Genomic DNA, 16,712 nt, shown 5'->3' on the forward strand with positions numbered 1-16,712 from the left:
CGTTAAGCCGGGATGCTAAAATAAAAGGTTGAGCCTACGCCTTCGGTACTTTCAACCCATATTTTGCCTTTATGACATTGTATAATCTCGGTTGATAGGTAAAGGCCTATGCCAAAACCCGAAACGTTTTTTATTTTTTCGTTGTCGACCCGGTAAAAGCGGTAAAACACCTTCTTATGATCTTTTAGCTTAATACCTACCCCTTCGTCGGTTACGGCCACAACCACATATCCATCATCAACAGTGCATTTAACAATGATTTTTGTTTCTTTAGCCGAATATTTTACCGCATTGCTTAAAAAATTACCAATAACCTGGCCAAGCTTTTCCTTATCTCCGGTAACATTTAAAATGCCTGAATTGTTAAAGATAATATCGTGACTATGGGTAGATTGCAACAATTCGGAAATGCAATCGTCTATAAGTTTGTTTATATCAAACAATTCGGGCCTTAGCTGTAGTTTTCCTGATTCCAGTTTAGAGAGATCAAGAAAGCCATGGATAAGATCGGTCATTTTGTTAACCTGGTTGTTTGCCTTGCTCAGAGCGTTGTTTATAAAAGCATCATTATCTGAAGTCAGTTTTTTTGATAATATCTGGATATATGATTTAATAGAAGTTAGCGGTGTTTTTAACTCATGGCTGGCCATAGCTATAAAGTCGTTTTTCCTGATCTCGTCGCGTTTATTCTCGGTTACATCAATCACAGTACCTAGCATTCTAAGGGGCTTTTGTCGCTCATCGATAACCATTTTACCTTTGATACTTAGCCAGTGAATACTGCTATCGGGCCAAACCACCCGTACATCATATGCGTAAATGCCGGTTTCTTTTGCTTCATTAAACGCATCTGTTATTATCTGCTGGTCTTCGGGCAATACCTGTTTTTGAAGGGCATCTATTGATGATAACCAACTATCCGCGGGATGGCCAAACAACTCGGCTAACCGTGGCGAACATAAGCGTATTTCGTCTTTAAAATCCCAATCAAAAGTTGCGAACCCGGTAGCTTCGGCGGCAAGGCGTAACCTGTTTTCGCTTTCGATAGCAGCTTCTTTAGCGTTTACCTCGCCTGTTATCTCGGCAATGGTATTTAAAATATAAGTAACCTTGCCATCTGCACCAGTAAAAGGAACATTACTGCATGACCAGTACCTAATCCTGTAGTCGCCGGTCTCCGGGTTGCGGGTATCGTACCGATAGGTGGGTATATCAATTTTTTGACCGGTTTGTACCACCCTGGTAAATGTTTTACGGGCGCCGGTTTCATCGGCAGGGTCGTCATCATCATCAGGGAAAACCTGGAAAAAACTCTTGCCGATAATCATTTCGCGGGTGGCATTTGTTATAGTAAGGTAGGCTTCGTTTGCCGCCATGATGGTAAAACGTGGCGCATCGGCCTTAACCAACAGTGAGCCCGGTGATTTTTCGAATATAATTTTGAAAATTTCATCTGGCAAAACAGGCGTTAGTTCGGCAGGCATTTCTGTTAATTTAAAGTAAACTCAGATAAAGTTAGGGTTTAAACTCAATATGGTTAATTATTAATAATATTTTTTTTATTTAACCTTTAGGAAAAGCAAAAAGCTCAAAAGCCTCTTTTATTTGAATTATGGTTCCGCTTGGTCTCAACTTTTTGTAGCTTTAGATAATTAAAAATACCATCCATGAAAACCAAAACCAGGTTAATTCTTTTGTTAATTGTATTATCACTATTCGCGGGCTTTTTTTACTATCGTTTTTATTTTATTTTCGGCGAAGGCACAAAAGCCGGTACCATGAATTATTTTGTTAAAAAAGGCTACGTTTTCAAAACTTATGAAGGCAGGCTGATACAAAACGGCATCCGCACACAAACGCAGGGTAACATTGCCTCAAATGAGTTTATGTTTTCGGTTACAAATGAAAAGGTAGCCCAACAATTAAATAACAATGCTGGTTCATATCTGAAGTTGCATTATAAAGAATATCTGCACACCTTGCCGTGGAGGGGCGTGAGTGTATTTGTTGTAGACAGCATAATTTCGACTACACCAATAAATTCCGTTAATCCTTAAAAAGGCTATCGGCTTTACCTGAGTTAGCTTCCCTGATTTTACTTAAATTAAAGGCAAGTTTGCCATTAACGTTGTTGGCTTTTATCAATCCTTTGTCGAACAAATAATTAAGTATATCGTCGGCGTTTTTTTGATGGATATACGGATCAATACCGGGCTCAAGCATGGTTAGCCGGGCGGCAACTTCATCGGCAGTTGCCTCTCCCAATTGTGCAAGCGCGTACACAACATTATTTTGAACACAAGTCGTGGGGTCATATTCGTGCGGGACGTGCAAAGGCTTATATTCATTAAAAAAGGATTGATCGGGGCTATTCATGGTAATAATGCGATTAAATACTAACGGTGTCGCGCAATGCTTTAATAGTTTCGTGCGATGTTTTAAATCCTTCCAGTTGCCATGCTAAAAGGTTAACTACCTTATCGTCCTCCCAAATAAGCTCTTTATCATCTTGCGCCTTTCTGTAAGCCCTGATGATCACGTCTTCGCCATATTCACAATCGGCCAATATGCCCTGCTTATCTTTATTGATGAAAGCGGCTTTCAGGTTAATCCAGGTGTGATAAAATTTTCCCGATAGCGTAGTACCATCAGCGGGCTGGCCGCCTAAAACATGAATATATTCCTTTAATTCCCTTACGTTGTTTTTACTTTGATCAACATATTCGTTAAACAGTAGTATAAGGTCGCTATCGGTTGAATCTTCCAGTGCTTTTTGATAACCGGCTATGCGGTCGTTATTTATTTTGATCAGATCATTAAGCGCCGAGATCTGATGTTGTATATGCTGTAGTGCTCCCATGGCTTTTGTAGTTATGTATGATATTAAAAGTACAACATTGTATGGGAGCTAATGTTTTAATACAAGTATGAAGTTACGGGTATGGTATCTCCGTGACGTTCAAAATGATATGAATTTCAACGCTCGTTCCCATCTACAGGCAACGCAAAGCAAAAAGTAGAGCCTTTTCCCTCAATGCTGTTTACCCACATCCTGCCGCCTTCGCGTTTAATTATCTCAGATGATATATACAATCCGAGCCCCAAGCCTGGAAAAGTATGTTGCTTATCGCCGCTTACCCTGTAAAATTGTTCAAACACCTTATCCTTCTTATCACCGGGTATACCGATACCAAAATCCTGCACACAAACAATGGCTTCGTTGTTTTTCAGCCGGGTGCTAACAATTATTTTATCGGTATGCGGCGAATATTTGATGGCATTGGTTATCAGGTTGGTGATCACCTGGCCTATGCGGTCTTTATCGGAGTAAATTTGCCCGGTTTCACCAAAATCTTCCACCAGCTTATGTTTCTGCGTGGTATGCTGCAAATCGTCAACGGTTTCTTTGATCGCCTGGTTAAGATCAAACCAAATCTTGTTGAATTGTAACCTGCCCGAATTGATCTTGGTAACATCCAACAAGTCGCCTATTAAATTGGTAAGGCGATTTACCTGTGCATCCATTCTTGTTACCATTTCGGCTTTTTTAGTTTCGCCTTCCCTGGTAAGCATAGCGCCCAATACCTGTGCATAGGCCTTGATACTGGTTACCGGCGTTTTCAGTTCGTGACTGGCAATGCCCAAAAAATCATCTTTTTGGCGTTGTAATTGCTTTTGCTCGTCTATATTGGTACTGGTGCCAAACCACTTGATAATTTTACCGTCGTTTACAAAAGGCAATGCCTGGGCAAGATGCCATTTATAATCACCGTTTTTATCCAGCAGCCTAAACTCGTAGTGGTACATATTTCCGGTATTAATTGATGATGTCCATGCTGCAATACACCCATCCCGGTCTTCGGGATGTACCAGGTTTAACCACGACGAGCCAATTACCTGTTCCGGCTCAATTCCAAAATAATCAATTGTGCGCTGGTTTACATAATCAATATTGCCATCGGTACTTGCTGTCCATAACAGAACAGGCATAAAATCAGTAACAAACTCAAATTGTTTAATCTGGTCGTTTAGTTTTTGCCTGTCGGCAATTTCACGGCGCATATCGCGGGCAATGGTTGCCCGGCCTTGTGGTTTACCGGTAATTGTATCATATACAAGCATGGTGGTGCCCATTACAGGTATGGCCTCACCGGTTTCGAAATGCCGAAAATTTATCTCACCCGACCATTTGCCATCCTTCATTAGCCCCTTATTTACCTGGTTAACCAGTTTGGTTACATCGGCTGGCATTACATATTCAGTGTTATGGCGTTCCAACTCCTGCTGATCTTTTATGCCTAGCATTAACCTGCCGGCGGCGTTTACGTAGCTTACATTGCCATCAAGATCAGACAGGCTAACAAAATCCGAGCTATGGTCAATCAGTGTTAATAATTTATATTGTTCATTATGGGCATTTTTTTGGGACCTCAGGTCGGGTGTTACAGTTGCCTGTTTCCGTTCCTCACTTTCTTTTAATTTTAGGCGGGTAAGCACCAGTTCTGTAACATCGGCACCCGTATTTAAAATCCCCCAAACCTGGCCATAATTGTTTTTTATAGGGGTGAATACAAAGTTGAAGTAAAATATTTCCAGCTTCCCGTTTACAACGATATCAACACGCGCTTCGGTAGCCTCATAGGGTATGCCTGTATCATAAACATGGTTAAGGATATCAAAAATGGGTTGTGTTTTCAGTTCGGGCAGTAATTCAAAATACAGTTTATCAATAACATCATCGCCTTTTGCAAATATGTTGATGATGGATTTATTGGCAATTTTTATCTGCATACTCCGGCCAACATACAGACCAACCGGGCCTGGCGATTCTTCGATAAGCGTGCGAAATATGTTTTGGTTGTTCAGGAAACCTTGTTCTGTAATGTTGGTCATTTACCTGGTAATGTGTATAAATATAGGCCTTTAATTTATATGGTAGTAAACTAAAAAAAACGGCGCTCTGTTTTAATGAATTTATGATCCGGGTTAACGAAAATGCCTGATGGTTAATGTTTTTATTGCCGCGAAGCTTATTTGGTAAAAATGATCAATTACGGCTATATCGATTTATAAATACTTGAAATCTACATTAACCCACTGCCTTATCAATCAAAAAATAGCTGTGATTTATTAAATAAATTCTTATAGATAAAACAAATTATGCCCACATCATATTATTAACCAACAAAATTGCGAGATGCCGTGGGTTGATACATTTACGATTAAGTAAACGTTGTTCACAATGAGTAAAATAAAAAAAGACGAAAAAACAAATTTCATTGCTTTACCTAAAAGCAAAACCGGTATAACAGGCCTGGATGAAATAACAGGAGGCGGCTTACCTAAAGGCAGGCCGACTTTGATATGTGGTGAAGCAGGTTGCGGTAAAACATTATTGTCGCTTGAATTTATTGTTCGCGGTGCGATGGAATTTGATGAACCAGGCGTTTTTATGGCGTTTGAAGAAAAAGCCGAAGAGTTGGTAATGAACGTAGCTTCATTAGGCTTTGATCTGGCAAAACTACAAGCCGATAAAATGGTAAGGCTTGATCATGTTCATATTGACCGCAGTGAGATTGAAGAAACCGGCGAGTACGACCTGGAGGGGCTTTTTATAAGGCTGGGCTATGCCATAGATGCAATTGGGGCCAAAAGAGTGGTATTGGATACCCTTGAAAATTTATTTTCGGGGTTAACAGATCAAACTATTTTGCGGGCCGAACTACGCAGATTATTTACATTTTTAAAAGATAAGGGCGTTACAGCAGTTATAACGGGTGAAAAAGGCGACGGCGCATCTTTAACCCGCCAGGGGTTGGAGGAATATGTTTCTGACTGTGTGATATTGCTTGACCATCGCGTCATCAACCAAATTTCTACTCGCAGGTTACGCATTATTAAATACAGGGGCTCGCAACATGGCACAAATGAGTATCCTTTTTTAATTGATGAAGACGGCATTTCGGTATTGCCGGTAACGTCTTTAAAATTGGAAAAGGAGGTATCTTCTCAAAGGATCTCTTCGGGTATCCCTGCATTAGATAACATGCTTGGCGGCCACGGATTTTTTAAGGGTAGTAGTGTGTTAGTATCGGGCACCGCCGGTACCGGCAAAACCAGTATAGCCGCCTACTTTGCCAACGAAACCTGTAATAGTGGTAACAAGTGTTTATACTTTGCTTTTGAAGAATCACCGAAACAAATTATTCGGAACATGAAGTCAATAAATGTCGATTTAAAAAAGCATGTTGACAATAACCAGTTGCAATTTTATGCCTCCAGACCTACTCTGTATGGCCTGGAAATGCATCTGGTGGCTATTTATAAACTTATTAAAAAATTTAAACCATCGGCCGTGGTGCTTGACCCCATAACTAATCTTATAACTGTTGGCTCGGTGAGTGAAGTGAAATCGATGCTGATAAGGCTAATAGATTTTTTACAGGAAGAACAAATTACGGTAATGTTTACAGCACTTACGCTTAATACAATTATCAGCGACCAAACCGACGAGGGTGTGTCGTCGCTTGTTGATGCCTGGCTGTTGGTTCGCGATATTGAATTTAACGGAGAGCGGAACAGGGGGATGTATATTATGAAATCGCGTGGCATGAAACATAGCAACCAGGTACGCGAGTTTATTATTACCGATAGTGGCCTTGACCTGGTTGACGTTTATCTTGGTGCTGACGGTGTACTTACAGGCTCGGCTCGGGAGGCAGAAAAATTAAAGGAAAAAACAGGGATTGCCTTGCGGGATTTCGCCGTATCGCGTAAAGACAAAGAGATTTTGCGCAAACGTATGATGTTAGAATCAAAGATATCCAGCCTGCAGGCAGAATTTGAATCGGTAGAAGATGAGCTAAATAAAATTTATTTAGAAGAAGAGCTAAAACAACAAATAATAGAAAAGAACCGGGATGAAATTACCAGGATACGAAGGGGGGATATTGTTGCCGGAAAGAAAAAAAGTTAAAAAGCACAATGGAAGAAGAAACAATAAATTATGAACTTAGGTTGTACGTTGCCGGCAAAACAGCCAAGTCTGTCACTGCGCTTGCTAACCTAAAAAAATACTGCGAAGAGCATTTAAAAGGCCAGTACGCCATAGAAGTTATAGACCTGTTAGTTCAGCCACAACTGGCCGAAGGCGACCAGATATTTGCAATACCTACATTGGTGAGGAAAGTACCCGAGCCTATCAGAAAAATAATTGGCGATCTATCCAACGAAGAAAAGGTATTGGTAGGTTTAAACATCAGGCCGAGATAAAAACGCAGATAATGACTGAACAAGACAAAGAGCCGTTTTTGGCCAACAATTTAAACTACGATGATCATCGTGTTTTTCAGTTACGCTTGTTCGTAGCCGGGGCTTCGCCAAATTCAACGCGGGCTATATCCAATTTAAAGAGCATTTGCGAAAACCATTTAAAGGGTAATTATAACCTGGAAATTATCGACGTTTACCAGCAGCCGTTAATTGCCGAAAGCGAGCAGATAATTGCCCTGCCGCTACTTATTAAAAAAGCACCTGGAACAGAGCGCAGGCTGATAGGTGATATGAGCAATATTGCCAGGGTACTGCGTGGCCTTGGTTTACATATTGATTATTAGAATGAATCCTGCTAAATTAACATACGAGGAGTTATTGCAAGGTTTTCGGGAACTTCAGTTTCAATTAGATGAAGCCAACGATACCATCGACGCTATCCGGAATGGCCAGGTTGACGCCCTTATAGTTAAGGATGAATCGGGACATCAGCTGTATACCCTTAAAACTGCCGACCAAACGTACCGGGTTTTTATTGAAAAAATGAACGAGGGGGCCGTCACGCTGAACAAGGAAGGCACAGTTCTTTACAGTAATTCGCGTTTTGCAGCCATGATGCACATGCCATTAGAAAAGGTAATCGGCTTAAAGTTTGAAACTTTTGTCCCGGAGATTTCCGCCAGCAAGTTTAACGATTTGATTAACAACGGGTGGAACGAAGATTGCAAAGGCGAGATATTGTTAGCAGATAAAAACGGTCATTTAACACCATGTTTGCTATCGTGCACCACCCTCGATCTTGACGAAGGCCTGTCCCTTAGTTTAATACTTACCGATTTAACAACTCAAAAAGAGGCCGAATGGGAACTCAAGGTAAAAAATGATCAGCTTATTGAAGCGCAGTCAGAAACCGAAAAGTTGAATGATGAGCTTGAAGATACAGTAAGAGAGCGTACTAAGGACCTGCTGATAAGCAGGGAGCATTTTAAACTGTTAAGCGATAATATTCCACAAATGAGTTGGACAAACCTGCCCGGGGGCGAAGTTGATTTTTACAACCAGCAATGGTATAATTATACAGGTTTACGATTTGGCGATACGGCCGGATGGGGCTGGCAACATGTAATACACCCCGATGACCTGCCGATAACCATGGAAAAATATATCCATTCGCTAAAAACAGGAAATATTTTTGAGGCCGAATATCGTTACAGGCGATGGGACGGCAATTACCGGTGGCACCTTAGCAGGGCCGTGCCGTTGAAAGATGACCAGGGAAAAATTATTTTTTGGGTAGGCACTGCTACTGATATTGAAGATCAGAAGCAGGAAATGGAGCGCAAGGACGAGTTTATAGGGGTAGCCAGCCATGAACTTAAAACGCCGTTAACCAGTTTAAAAGGCTACATTCAGCTTATAAGTACCTATAATAAGGAGCCGGTACCGCCCATTGTTAAGCAATACATCGAAAAAGCCGCTGTCGCAGTTAATAAATTGCAGCGTTTGGTAAACGATTTACTTGATGTTAGCAAAATACAAGCCGGCAGGCTTGAATATGCAATGAGCGAAGTTAACGTTGCCGACTTAGTTGCTGTATCGCTGGAAAGCGCGCGGCATATGTACCATGAGTATGAATTTGATAACCAGGCTACCATCGGTGTTAAAATTATGGGCAACGCCGAACGGTTAGAACAAGTGCTCATGAATTTTATAAATAATGCGGTAAAATATTCGCAGGTAAATAAAAAGATCATTATTAAAACCGAAACCCACGATGGCATAATGCGCCTTTCTGTTACCGATTTTGGAATTGGCTTATCTGCCGAGCAGATAGAACGTATATTTGAACGGTTTTACCGGGTTGAAGATCAGAAATTTATGGCGAGTGGTTTGGGTATGGGACTTTATATCAGCACCGAAATTATAAACAACCATGATGGCAAAATAGGAGTAGAGAGTGAATTGGGTAAAGGCGCAACTTTTTATTTTGAGTTACCAATTGCAGGGTAGAGTCTTCCTGATCGCAAATTATTTTAAGCCAAAATTGCAGTTAAGTTAAATACTTCTGATATTGGCCCAACACCCGGTTTTGTTACCAAACCACTTACACCTATAAGCATGTCGGCCATCGATAACGGAAATGTATCAAACACAACAAGCACCAATGGCATAGCTACCGTTAGTTTTTATCATCCATCCCAAAATTCCCTGCCATATCATTTGCTGCAAAAGCTTGCTCAAAGCATTGAAGAAGCAGGCCTGGATGAGGCTGTAAAGATCATTGTGTTAAAAAGTGAAGGCGAGCGCGCGTTTTGTGCAGGCGCCAGCTTTGATGAATTGATGCAGATAAAAGATAAGGAGCAAGGGGCCAAATTTTTTTCGGGCTTTGCAGATGTAATTAACGCGTGCCGAAAATCGTCGAAAATAATTGTTGCCCGGGTTCAAGGGAAAGCCGTTGGCGGTGGAGTGGGCCTTGCGGCTGCGGCAGATTATTGCCTGGCTACACAATTTGCTGCTGTTAAATTAAGTGAGCTGACAATAGGGATAGGGCCATTTGTAATTTCGCCGGCGGTTGTACGTAAAATTGGATTACCAGCATTTTCGCAACTGACCTTCCGGGCAACTGAGTTTCAAACCGCGGCCTGGGCAAAAGATAAGGGTTTGTATAATGAAGTTTACAACGATGCAGCATCACTTGATGTTGCCCTCGACGAGCTTGCAACAAAACTGGCATCATATCATCCCGGCGCCTTAAGGGCGCTAAAGCAGGTATTGTGGGAAGGTACCGGCGATTGGGACCAGCTATTAGCCAGCCGGGCTGCAATAAGCGGCGAACTGGTATTATCTGATTTCACGCAGCAGGCGCTTCATAATTTCCTTTCTGATAAAAAATAAGCCCATCTTTATTGCAAAATGGGCTTTACCTGTTACCAGCGGCGATGGCCATGAAAATGCCTGGAATATGATCTATGATGATGTGGCCTGCAATAATTTTGTGAAGCATAATAGCGCGGTCTTCCGTAATAAACCCTGCGATCATAATAAACCGGGGCGGGGTAATATGTGGGGTAAGAGTCGGTAATTATCACCCTGTGATGCGGATAAGTATATCCAAATGATGCGCCAACCGAAATACTTTGAGCTTTGGCAAATTGAAATGAAAATAATATTGCCAGTGTTATTACGGAAATTTTAATCAGTTTCATCGCTTTAAGAATTTTAAGTTAATAACTTTGATTATATTTATATTGACTAAAAAATAACCACCGGGTTTAAATTTTCCTTATTCCTTTCAAGCATGTATTACATCATATTTACGGTACTAATTTTATCCATTGTGTTAACAATTTCGTACATAGTATCTTATTTTGGAAAATTACGGGCTAAAGAGAAAAACCTGGATAAAATCAAAAACAAATGGGCCAAACCGGTAAACTCGAGGCGTAATTTTGATTTGATAAAAATTTACCTGGATGCAGATGACACAGAAGGTAAGTTAACGGCTGTAATCTCAGATGACCTTGACCTGAAAAATGTTTTTAATTATATAGACAGAACCAACTCGAAACCAGGAAAGCAATTGTTGTACAAAAAATTGAATTTTCCGGAAACGTCCCCTGATAATTTATTAAAACTCGATGAGAGAGTGGCAACCCTTAACTCGGATGCGCCAAACCGCGAATTTATTGAGCTCGAGCTCTCAAAGCTCAGCCATATAAACGCCTATCAAATCCCTAACCTTTTTTTAAAAACGCATGCGCCGCTATTTGCGCCTGTAATGGCATTTTATATTAAAATTGTACCTTATTTAATTTTGGCTGCAATTATTTCCCTAATTGTTATACCCAATCCGATTAGCCTGATAGTATTGGGCGTCTTGTTTGGCTACAATATCATATTTCATTTTGCCAGCAAGAAGAAAATAGCCGGATATTCAGATTCGCTGCCCCAACTGCTGATAATGCATAAAGTGGCTGTTTGGCTGGTAAAATACGCCAAAACCGGCAACAGTGATGATATCAAAAAAAGCCTGGTAAACCTTGCCGGCCTCAAGCGATCGTTAAGTATTGTGAATTTTGAAAGTGAGCTGGTTATCGATTCGGGTTCGCCGGGTTATGCAATATTTCAGTTATTTAAGGTGCTTTTTCTGCTCGAGCCACATATCTATACCAATTCGATAAATCACATTGGCAAATTCCGTGAAGACATTGAAAAAGTATACAACTTTGTTGCCGAAGTTGATGTGCTGATAGCCATACAATCCGTAAGGGAAGGTCTGCCATTTTATAGTAAGCCCAAATTTATCAGCCAAAATGCAAAAATGGAAATTACAGACTTGTATCATCCATTAGTTAAAAACTGCATACCCAATTCATTATATACGCGCGCAGATAAGGGAGCTTTAATAACAGGTTCAAATATGTCGGGCAAAACAACGTTTATCAAGGCAATAGCAGTCAATACATTATTGGCCCAAACTATATTTACCAGTTGTGCAAAAGCCTATAAAGCTCCATTCCTAAAAATAAAAACCAGTATTAAAATAACCGATAGTATTGAAGAGCAGCAAAGTTTTTTTCAGGCGCAGGCATCGGCTATATTAAATATTGTTGATACCAGCAGCGTTACCGAAGAGATAAAAAGCCTGGTTATTATCGACGAAATTTTCAGAGGTACAAATACTATTGAGCGTATTGCAGCGGCGAAGTCGGTATTGTCATATATCACAGCCAATGATAATTTTGTATTCGTATCAACCCATGACCTTGAACTGGCCGAATTACTGGATGAGGATTTTGCTATCTACTCGTTTGAAGATTCGAAATCGGGCAAGACGTTGGTATTTGATTACAAATTGAAGCAGGGCCTGCTGAAAAGCAAAAACGGTATTGCCATATTGGCCTCCATGGGCTATCCCGAGTCGGTAATTGAAGATGCCCACATTGTAAGTGAGCGCATGATGTTGAAGTATATGGAGTAATGACTACTCTTCCTCATACATTTTTAGCTTATTCCGCAATGCACGCATGTTTTCCTGCATTTGTTCAATCCTGTCGAGCATGTGGGTTATAGCCTCGATGCCTGCAATATTGATTTCCAACTCGTGCAGGTTGATTATCTTTTGAAGTTTTTTTAATTCAGATTCGGGAATGAATATAGTTTGGTCAACTTCTTTAACATCAACAAGCCCCGCCTGCTGCAATGAATTTATAAAAGTGAACTCCACGTTATGGTATACACAAAAATCATTGGCTTTAATTAAATTCTCCGTTTTCATGATAATCAGGATTTTGATAGTTCTTCAAACAGTTGCTTTTGTTTATCGGTAAGGTTGGTTGGTATCTTAATGTTATAAGTAAGGTACAGATCGCCAAAGTCATTTTCTTTTTTATAAACCGGCATACCTTTGCCTTTCAGCTTTACCTTGGCGCCGTTTTGGGTTTCGTGTTTTACTTTAACTTTTACCTTTCCGGTTGGTGTTTCGGCCATAATCTCGCCGCCCAGCACGGCTGTGTATAAATCAAGGTCTACGGTAGCATAAAGGTTGGCACCATCCCGCTTAAAACGGTTATCTGCGGGAATGTTGAATTTGATAAACAAGTCACCCGCAGGACCGCCATTTGCACCCGCACCTCCATGGCCGGCAATTTTTATAGTTTGGCCATTTTCAATCCCTGCAGGAATGGTGATGCGTATATTCTTTCCGTTTACCGTAAGCGTTTGTCTATGTGTTTGAAGTGTATCCTGCAAATTTAAATTGAGTTCGGCATTCAAATCCTGCCCGCGGTAACCTGTACGGCGCCTGCCACCAGCGCTGCCCGCGCCACCAAACATGGATTGGAAAAAATCGGAAAAGTCCTCGCCGCCACCGAAACCGCCACCAAATCCTTCAAACCCTCCCTGCCCGCCGTAATTGCTTTGACGGTTCTGCTGCCTTGTTTGTTGCTCATAGGCCTCCCCATGCTGCCAGTTTTCGCCGTATTTATCGTACTTTTTGCGCTTTTCCGGATCGCTCAATACTTCATTAGCTTCGTTTATTTCCTGAAATTTTTTATTTGCCTCGGCATTATCAGGATTCAGGTCGGGGTGATATTTGCGGGCCAACTTGCGGTAAGCATTTTTTACGTCTTTATCCGACGCTGTTTTTTCTAATCCTAAAATTTTATAGTAATCAATAAAAGCCATGGTTGATGTATAACTTATTTAACAACCCTATAAAGATAGCATGGTTTTAAAAAAAATCTGTCAATATAAACCTGGCGGGACGTATAATATTTGAAGTGATAATACAAAAGGTATAAAATTTAAAATAGTACTGTAAATTAGCCGCATGCAAAATCAATTTTTCCACCTATTTAGCGATATAGAAACCAAAGAGATAGCACCGGGCTACTTTTCAAAATTAATCCACACCAGTTCCAACACCATCAATTTTATCGAGGTAAAAGCAGGCATATCTTTACCTATGCACCAACATGTGCATGAACAGTATTCATTTGTACTTGAAGGCAAATTTGAACTTACCGTTGATGGTATTCCGCAGGTATTAGACCGCGGAATGTTTGCTATAATCCCGTCGAATATTGTGCATGGTGGCACTGCTGTAACCGATTGCAAGCTGATAGATATTTTTAGCCCGGCCAGAGAGGATTACAAATTGTTGTAAACCGGTAAGTTTGTTAGGGATTTATCGTTGCAAATATTAAGTTTGCCGTCCCAAAAACAAAATGCTATGCCAATAACCAAAGCTACACTTGCTGATGTACCCGAATTAAATGTTTTGATTAACAGCGCCTACCGTGGCGAAGAATCAAAAAAAGGCTGGACTACAGAAACTGACCTGGTTGATGGTATCAGGATTGATGAGCCGATGTTGACTGATTACCTGAACAATAAGGCCATCACTATATTAAAATATACTACCCTGGACGGTAAAATCATAGGCACAGTATACCTTGAAGTTAAAGGGAACAAGTTATACTTGGGTATGTTTAGCGTATCGCCAACTTTACAAAACGGGGGAGTAGGACGCGCATTAATTGATGAGGCCGAAATTATTGCAAAACACCTTGGCCTGCATACAATCAGCATGACGGTGATCCGCAGCCGTAAAGAGTTGATTAGCTGGTATGAGCGTCGCGGTTACGCTTTTACTGGCGAAATTCAGCCATTTCATGACCATGGCCGTTTTGGGGCACCAAAAGAATTGATAGAACTTATTGTGATGGAGAAAACGGTTTAAACGGCGCCATTCATTAGTTCCTGGAAGCTATCAATAAACTGACCGACGTGTAAGCCATCTACCAGGGCGTGATGTACATGGATAGATACAGGTATTGATCTTCTGCAATTCTCATGCACCGTTATTTTACCAAAGGAGATCTTCGGGCAGCTATCTTCAATACCAAACATTCGGGCGTGAGATATACTGGTAAAATCAATCCATGGTAACGACGAAAAACGGATGATATTGGTGGCATCCGACCTTACCAGATCATTGGTTTTCTGGACTTCTTCAACTTCTTTATTCGCAATTGCCATAAACTCATCGAATGAGGCCGTGTATGGGAATGACCCGAAGCCAAATGTGCCATTGGCACGCCCAACGGTCGATCCGCCGTCTATCTGATCGTGGATGTACACTTCATCGCCTTCGATACGGTAAGTAAATTCGGTTATTTTTTGTGAAGCAGTTAAGGCAAGGTACATGGTGTATAAAAAGAATGATACCTTTTTTTCTTTGGCAAACATGTACGCGGCTGTACAATCCATAGTTACAGTTACGCCGTAATATGGCTCGTCAAATTGCTTAAAAAAAAGAAAATGCTCCTTGCGTGGCCAGGTATCAAGATCTAATTTTTGTTTCATCGCTGTATCGACGCTAAAATATCCGCAAGCTTATCAGCCTGCATGAATTTTTCATGGCTTAAGCTTGTCTCTACGTGTTCATGGGCCCAGGTGGTATGGAAAGGGACATGAATGGCATATCCTCCGATGTTTAACACCGGCATTACATCCGATTTAAGGGAATTACCCACCATCATAAACTCTTCGGGATTGATATCAAGATGTTTTATCAGTTTAATATAATCATCTTCCTTTTTATCGCTCATGATCTCGATATGGTGAAAATAATGCGCCAGGCCCGATTTTTTTAGTTTGCGTTCCTGGTCAAGCAGATCGCCTTTTGTGGCTACCACCAGCCGATAATCTGTTTTTAGCGTTGATAACACGTGCTCCACGCCATCCAGCAGCTCAATAGGTTCATTGAGCATCTCCCGACCATATTGTAAAATAATGTTGATGGTATCAATACCAATCTTATTGTCTGATATTTTTAACGCAGCTTCAATCATGCTCAGGATATAGCCCTTAATGCCATACCCATACAGAGGGAGGTTGTCAACTTCTACCTTAAAAAGCTCTTTTGAAATATCATGTTCGGGCAAAAAATCCTCCAAAAGGCTGCAAAACTTTTTTTCGGTATTCTGAAAATAAGGTTCATTAACCCAAAGGGTATCATCGGCATCAAAAGCTATAACTTTTAATTTCATGGTTTATAGTAAACGAAGTGCAATAATAACAATACCATGTTAATTATCCATCAAAAAGTAGGTTAGGGGCAATTGATAACTCTTTTTAAAATTTTGGTAACCTTTTTTCAAAAATGAGGTCTCCATGATGCAACCTTTGTTTTTAAAACCACGTCCTATAACCAACATGATCAAAACTATTCAATTAATGGAAGAGATACTACCACCTTTAAAAGAATTTATTGTTGATTATTGCAGCCGCTATAAAATTCGCAGCGTTGATCCAGGCAGCCTTTGTCTTGAAACCAGCCTCGACCTCGACCTTGATATTTTTGATATCGAAATAGACCTGTTCCTGGCCGATTTTACCGATCAGTTTAATATCGACCAATCTAAATTTACCTGGTATAAATATGGCTATCCAAAAGGATCAACCCGTGTACGGATGATAAAAATGGTATTTGGCTACAACAGCAACTGGGTAAAACAACTTGCACACTACTGCTATAAACCCAAGTTTAAAGTACGTCATTTACAGGACGCCGTAATTACCGGCATGTTAGTATAAATATTTAAATCAGCTTTGTTATTTAAGGAGGTAATATGCAGCGATTAAGATAGCATGATAGTCCCGATTTTAGTTCGATAAAATCCTGTCAATCTTGTTCAATCCTTAAATCGTGTTAAAGATCTGTAACCCTGGTATGATTCCGCTTTACATAATTACGAATGTCAAGTACAATGCCGGCGAAGAAATAAAATATCAGCGGAAAACCCACGGCTAAAAAAGAAGAGTAAATAAAAAACAGGCGAATTTTGGCTATCGAAACGTTAAATTTTTCTCCCAGGTAGGTACACACGCCGAAGGAGTGGCGTTCAAAAAAAGTTAATATTCTTTGTAGCATG

Annotated in this window: 20 protein-coding genes; 10 read left to right on the forward strand and 10 right to left on the reverse strand. The window is 40.6% G+C overall.

All coding sequences use genetic code 11. The features are described 5' to 3' along the window. Positions 1-2 precede the first annotated feature (2 nt). Positions 3-1,484: a PAS domain-containing sensor histidine kinase gene (locus AC1DXF_RS09895; RefSeq protein WP_477448141.1), complete on the reverse strand. Its 1,482-nt coding sequence runs from the start codon at positions 1,482-1,484 to the stop codon at positions 3-5. Positions 1,485-1,667: 183 nt separating this feature from the next. Here AC1DXF_RS09895 and AC1DXF_RS09900 point away from each other — a divergent pair, with 183 nt between their 5' ends. Next, positions 1,668-2,057, forward strand: a complete 390-nt coding sequence (locus tag AC1DXF_RS09900; RefSeq protein ID WP_477448142.1) for a hypothetical protein — start codon at positions 1,668-1,670, stop codon at positions 2,055-2,057. Here AC1DXF_RS09900 and AC1DXF_RS09905 read toward each other — a convergent pair. The 3 genes from AC1DXF_RS09905 to AC1DXF_RS09915 form a co-directional block, all read right to left on the reverse strand. Then, positions 2,047-2,376 (reverse strand): hypothetical protein, encoded by a 330-nt coding sequence (locus tag AC1DXF_RS09905; protein WP_477448143.1) that lies wholly within the window; start codon positions 2,374-2,376, stop codon positions 2,047-2,049. The two genes, AC1DXF_RS09900 and AC1DXF_RS09905, sit on opposite strands and share 11 nt — an antisense overlap. A gap of 13 nt (positions 2,377-2,389) precedes the next feature. Next, positions 2,390-2,860 (reverse strand): ferritin-like domain-containing protein, encoded by a 471-nt coding sequence (locus tag AC1DXF_RS09910; RefSeq protein ID WP_477448144.1) that lies wholly within the window; start codon positions 2,858-2,860, stop codon positions 2,390-2,392. A gap of 116 nt (positions 2,861-2,976) precedes the next feature. Then, complete coding sequence (locus AC1DXF_RS09915) at positions 2,977-4,893, reverse strand: ATP-binding protein (protein WP_477448145.1); 1,917 nt, start codon at positions 4,891-4,893, stop codon at positions 2,977-2,979. A gap of 349 nt (positions 4,894-5,242) precedes the next feature. On the opposite strand from AC1DXF_RS09915, the gene kaiC reads away from it, so the two are divergent. From kaiC to AC1DXF_RS09940, 5 genes are all read left to right on the forward strand, one after another. Further along, the gene (gene kaiC / locus AC1DXF_RS09920; RefSeq protein WP_477448146.1) at positions 5,243-6,976 is read left to right on the forward strand and encodes a circadian clock protein KaiC; all 1,734 of its coding nucleotides are present in this window, start codon (positions 5,243-5,245) and stop codon (positions 6,974-6,976) included. A gap of 8 nt (positions 6,977-6,984) precedes the next feature. Beyond that, positions 6,985-7,272: a circadian clock KaiB family protein gene (locus tag AC1DXF_RS09925; RefSeq protein ID WP_477448147.1), complete on the forward strand. Its 288-nt coding sequence runs from the start codon at positions 6,985-6,987 to the stop codon at positions 7,270-7,272. A gap of 11 nt (positions 7,273-7,283) precedes the next feature. Further along, entirely contained in the window at positions 7,284-7,616 is a 333-nt protein-coding gene (locus tag AC1DXF_RS09930) for a circadian clock KaiB family protein (RefSeq protein WP_477448148.1), read from the forward strand. A gap of 1 nt (position 7,617) precedes the next feature. Beyond that, complete coding sequence (locus AC1DXF_RS09935) at positions 7,618-9,282, forward strand: PAS domain-containing sensor histidine kinase (RefSeq protein ID WP_477448149.1); 1,665 nt, start codon at positions 7,618-7,620, stop codon at positions 9,280-9,282. Between the two features lie 108 nt (positions 9,283-9,390). Continuing rightward, a complete protein-coding gene (locus AC1DXF_RS09940; RefSeq protein WP_477448150.1) occupies positions 9,391-10,167 on the forward strand; it encodes an enoyl-CoA hydratase/isomerase family protein in 777 nt (258 codons plus the stop codon). A 32-nt stretch (positions 10,168-10,199) separates the two neighbouring features. On the opposite strand, the gene AC1DXF_RS09945 is transcribed toward AC1DXF_RS09940, so the two are convergent. Continuing rightward, entirely contained in the window at positions 10,200-10,478 is a 279-nt protein-coding gene (locus AC1DXF_RS09945) for a hypothetical protein (RefSeq protein WP_477448151.1), read from the reverse strand. Between the two features lie 92 nt (positions 10,479-10,570). Here AC1DXF_RS09945 and AC1DXF_RS09950 point away from each other — a divergent pair, with 92 nt between their 5' ends. Next, positions 10,571-12,253 carry a MutS-related protein gene (locus tag AC1DXF_RS09950; protein ID WP_477448152.1) on the forward strand — a complete coding sequence of 561 codons (1,683 nt, stop codon included), beginning with the start codon at positions 10,571-10,573 and terminating at the stop codon, positions 12,251-12,253. A gap of 3 nt (positions 12,254-12,256) precedes the next feature. On the opposite strand, the gene AC1DXF_RS09955 is transcribed toward AC1DXF_RS09950, so the two are convergent. Both AC1DXF_RS09955 and AC1DXF_RS09960 read right to left on the reverse strand, forming a co-directional pair. Continuing rightward, on the reverse strand, positions 12,257-12,550 hold the full coding sequence (locus AC1DXF_RS09955) for a chaperone modulator CbpM (protein WP_477448153.1): 294 nt from the start codon (positions 12,548-12,550) through the stop codon (positions 12,257-12,259). A gap of 5 nt (positions 12,551-12,555) precedes the next feature. Continuing rightward, positions 12,556-13,458: a DnaJ C-terminal domain-containing protein gene (locus tag AC1DXF_RS09960; RefSeq protein ID WP_477448154.1), complete on the reverse strand. Its 903-nt coding sequence runs from the start codon at positions 13,456-13,458 to the stop codon at positions 12,556-12,558. Positions 13,459-13,603: 145 nt separating this feature from the next. On the opposite strand from AC1DXF_RS09960, the gene AC1DXF_RS09965 reads away from it, so the two are divergent. Together AC1DXF_RS09965 and AC1DXF_RS09970 are read left to right on the forward strand one after the other, a co-directional pair. Continuing rightward, positions 13,604-13,939: a cupin domain-containing protein gene (locus AC1DXF_RS09965; protein ID WP_477448155.1), complete on the forward strand. Its 336-nt coding sequence runs from the start codon at positions 13,604-13,606 to the stop codon at positions 13,937-13,939. Positions 13,940-14,005: 66 nt separating this feature from the next. Continuing rightward, positions 14,006-14,515: a GNAT family N-acetyltransferase gene (locus AC1DXF_RS09970; RefSeq protein ID WP_477448156.1), complete on the forward strand. Its 510-nt coding sequence runs from the start codon at positions 14,006-14,008 to the stop codon at positions 14,513-14,515. Here AC1DXF_RS09970 and AC1DXF_RS09975 read toward each other — a convergent pair. Then, complete coding sequence (locus AC1DXF_RS09975) at positions 14,512-15,141, reverse strand: CatA-like O-acetyltransferase (RefSeq protein ID WP_477448157.1); 630 nt, start codon at positions 15,139-15,141, stop codon at positions 14,512-14,514. The genes AC1DXF_RS09970 and AC1DXF_RS09975 overlap by 4 nt on opposite strands. Continuing rightward, on the reverse strand, positions 15,138-15,827 hold the full coding sequence (locus AC1DXF_RS09980) for an HAD family hydrolase (RefSeq protein ID WP_477448158.1): 690 nt from the start codon (positions 15,825-15,827) through the stop codon (positions 15,138-15,140). Before AC1DXF_RS09980 ends, AC1DXF_RS09975 begins: the two co-directional genes overlap by 4 nt. 166 nt (positions 15,828-15,993) lie before the next feature. Between AC1DXF_RS09980 and AC1DXF_RS09985 the strand changes: the two genes are divergently transcribed. Further along, complete coding sequence (locus AC1DXF_RS09985) at positions 15,994-16,374, forward strand: DUF1493 family protein (RefSeq protein ID WP_477448159.1); 381 nt, start codon at positions 15,994-15,996, stop codon at positions 16,372-16,374. A gap of 115 nt (positions 16,375-16,489) precedes the next feature. On the opposite strand, the gene AC1DXF_RS09990 is transcribed toward AC1DXF_RS09985, so the two are convergent. Next, positions 16,490-16,711, reverse strand: a complete 222-nt coding sequence (locus AC1DXF_RS09990) for a PspC domain-containing protein (RefSeq protein WP_477448160.1) — start codon at positions 16,709-16,711, stop codon at positions 16,490-16,492. Position 16,712: the final 1 nt, after the last annotated feature.

The organism is Mucilaginibacter sp. P2_A5 (assembly GCF_056404995.1).

What these genes read in the sequence shown, in the direction of transcription:
- AC1DXF_RS09895 (WP_477448141.1), bottom strand. Translation starts at nt 1,484, where the DNA reads ATGCCTGCCGAACTAACGCCTGTTTTGCCAGATGAAATTTTCAAAATT.
- AC1DXF_RS09900 (WP_477448142.1), top strand. Translation starts at nt 1,668, where the DNA reads ATGAAAACCAAAACCAGGTTAATTCTTTTGTTAATTGTATTATCACTA.
- AC1DXF_RS09905 (WP_477448143.1), bottom strand. Translation starts at nt 2,376, where the DNA reads ATGAATAGCCCCGATCAATCCTTTTTTAATGAATATAAGCCTTTGCAC.
- AC1DXF_RS09910 (WP_477448144.1), bottom strand. Translation starts at nt 2,860, where the DNA reads ATGGGAGCACTACAGCATATACAACATCAGATCTCGGCGCTTAATGAT.
- AC1DXF_RS09915 (WP_477448145.1), bottom strand. Translation starts at nt 4,893, where the DNA reads ATGACCAACATTACAGAACAAGGTTTCCTGAACAACCAAAACATATTT.
- kaiC (WP_477448146.1), top strand. Translation starts at nt 5,243, where the DNA reads ATGAGTAAAATAAAAAAAGACGAAAAAACAAATTTCATTGCTTTACCT.
- AC1DXF_RS09925 (WP_477448147.1), top strand. Translation starts at nt 6,985, where the DNA reads ATGGAAGAAGAAACAATAAATTATGAACTTAGGTTGTACGTTGCCGGC.
- AC1DXF_RS09930 (WP_477448148.1), top strand. Translation starts at nt 7,284, where the DNA reads ATGACTGAACAAGACAAAGAGCCGTTTTTGGCCAACAATTTAAACTAC.
- AC1DXF_RS09935 (WP_477448149.1), top strand. Translation starts at nt 7,618, where the DNA reads ATGAATCCTGCTAAATTAACATACGAGGAGTTATTGCAAGGTTTTCGG.
- AC1DXF_RS09940 (WP_477448150.1), top strand. Translation starts at nt 9,391, where the DNA reads ATGTCGGCCATCGATAACGGAAATGTATCAAACACAACAAGCACCAAT.
- AC1DXF_RS09945 (WP_477448151.1), bottom strand. Translation starts at nt 10,478, where the DNA reads ATGAAACTGATTAAAATTTCCGTAATAACACTGGCAATATTATTTTCA.
- AC1DXF_RS09950 (WP_477448152.1), top strand. Translation starts at nt 10,571, where the DNA reads ATGTATTACATCATATTTACGGTACTAATTTTATCCATTGTGTTAACA.
- AC1DXF_RS09955 (WP_477448153.1), bottom strand. Translation starts at nt 12,550, where the DNA reads ATGAAAACGGAGAATTTAATTAAAGCCAATGATTTTTGTGTATACCAT.
- AC1DXF_RS09960 (WP_477448154.1), bottom strand. Translation starts at nt 13,458, where the DNA reads ATGGCTTTTATTGATTACTATAAAATTTTAGGATTAGAAAAAACAGCG.
- AC1DXF_RS09965 (WP_477448155.1), top strand. Translation starts at nt 13,604, where the DNA reads ATGCAAAATCAATTTTTCCACCTATTTAGCGATATAGAAACCAAAGAG.
- AC1DXF_RS09970 (WP_477448156.1), top strand. Translation starts at nt 14,006, where the DNA reads ATGCCAATAACCAAAGCTACACTTGCTGATGTACCCGAATTAAATGTT.
- AC1DXF_RS09975 (WP_477448157.1), bottom strand. Translation starts at nt 15,141, where the DNA reads ATGAAACAAAAATTAGATCTTGATACCTGGCCACGCAAGGAGCATTTT.
- AC1DXF_RS09980 (WP_477448158.1), bottom strand. Translation starts at nt 15,827, where the DNA reads ATGAAATTAAAAGTTATAGCTTTTGATGCCGATGATACCCTTTGGGTT.
- AC1DXF_RS09985 (WP_477448159.1), top strand. Translation starts at nt 15,994, where the DNA reads ATGATCAAAACTATTCAATTAATGGAAGAGATACTACCACCTTTAAAA.
- AC1DXF_RS09990 (WP_477448160.1), bottom strand. Translation starts at nt 16,711, where the DNA reads ATGCTACAAAGAATATTAACTTTTTTTGAACGCCACTCCTTCGGCGTG.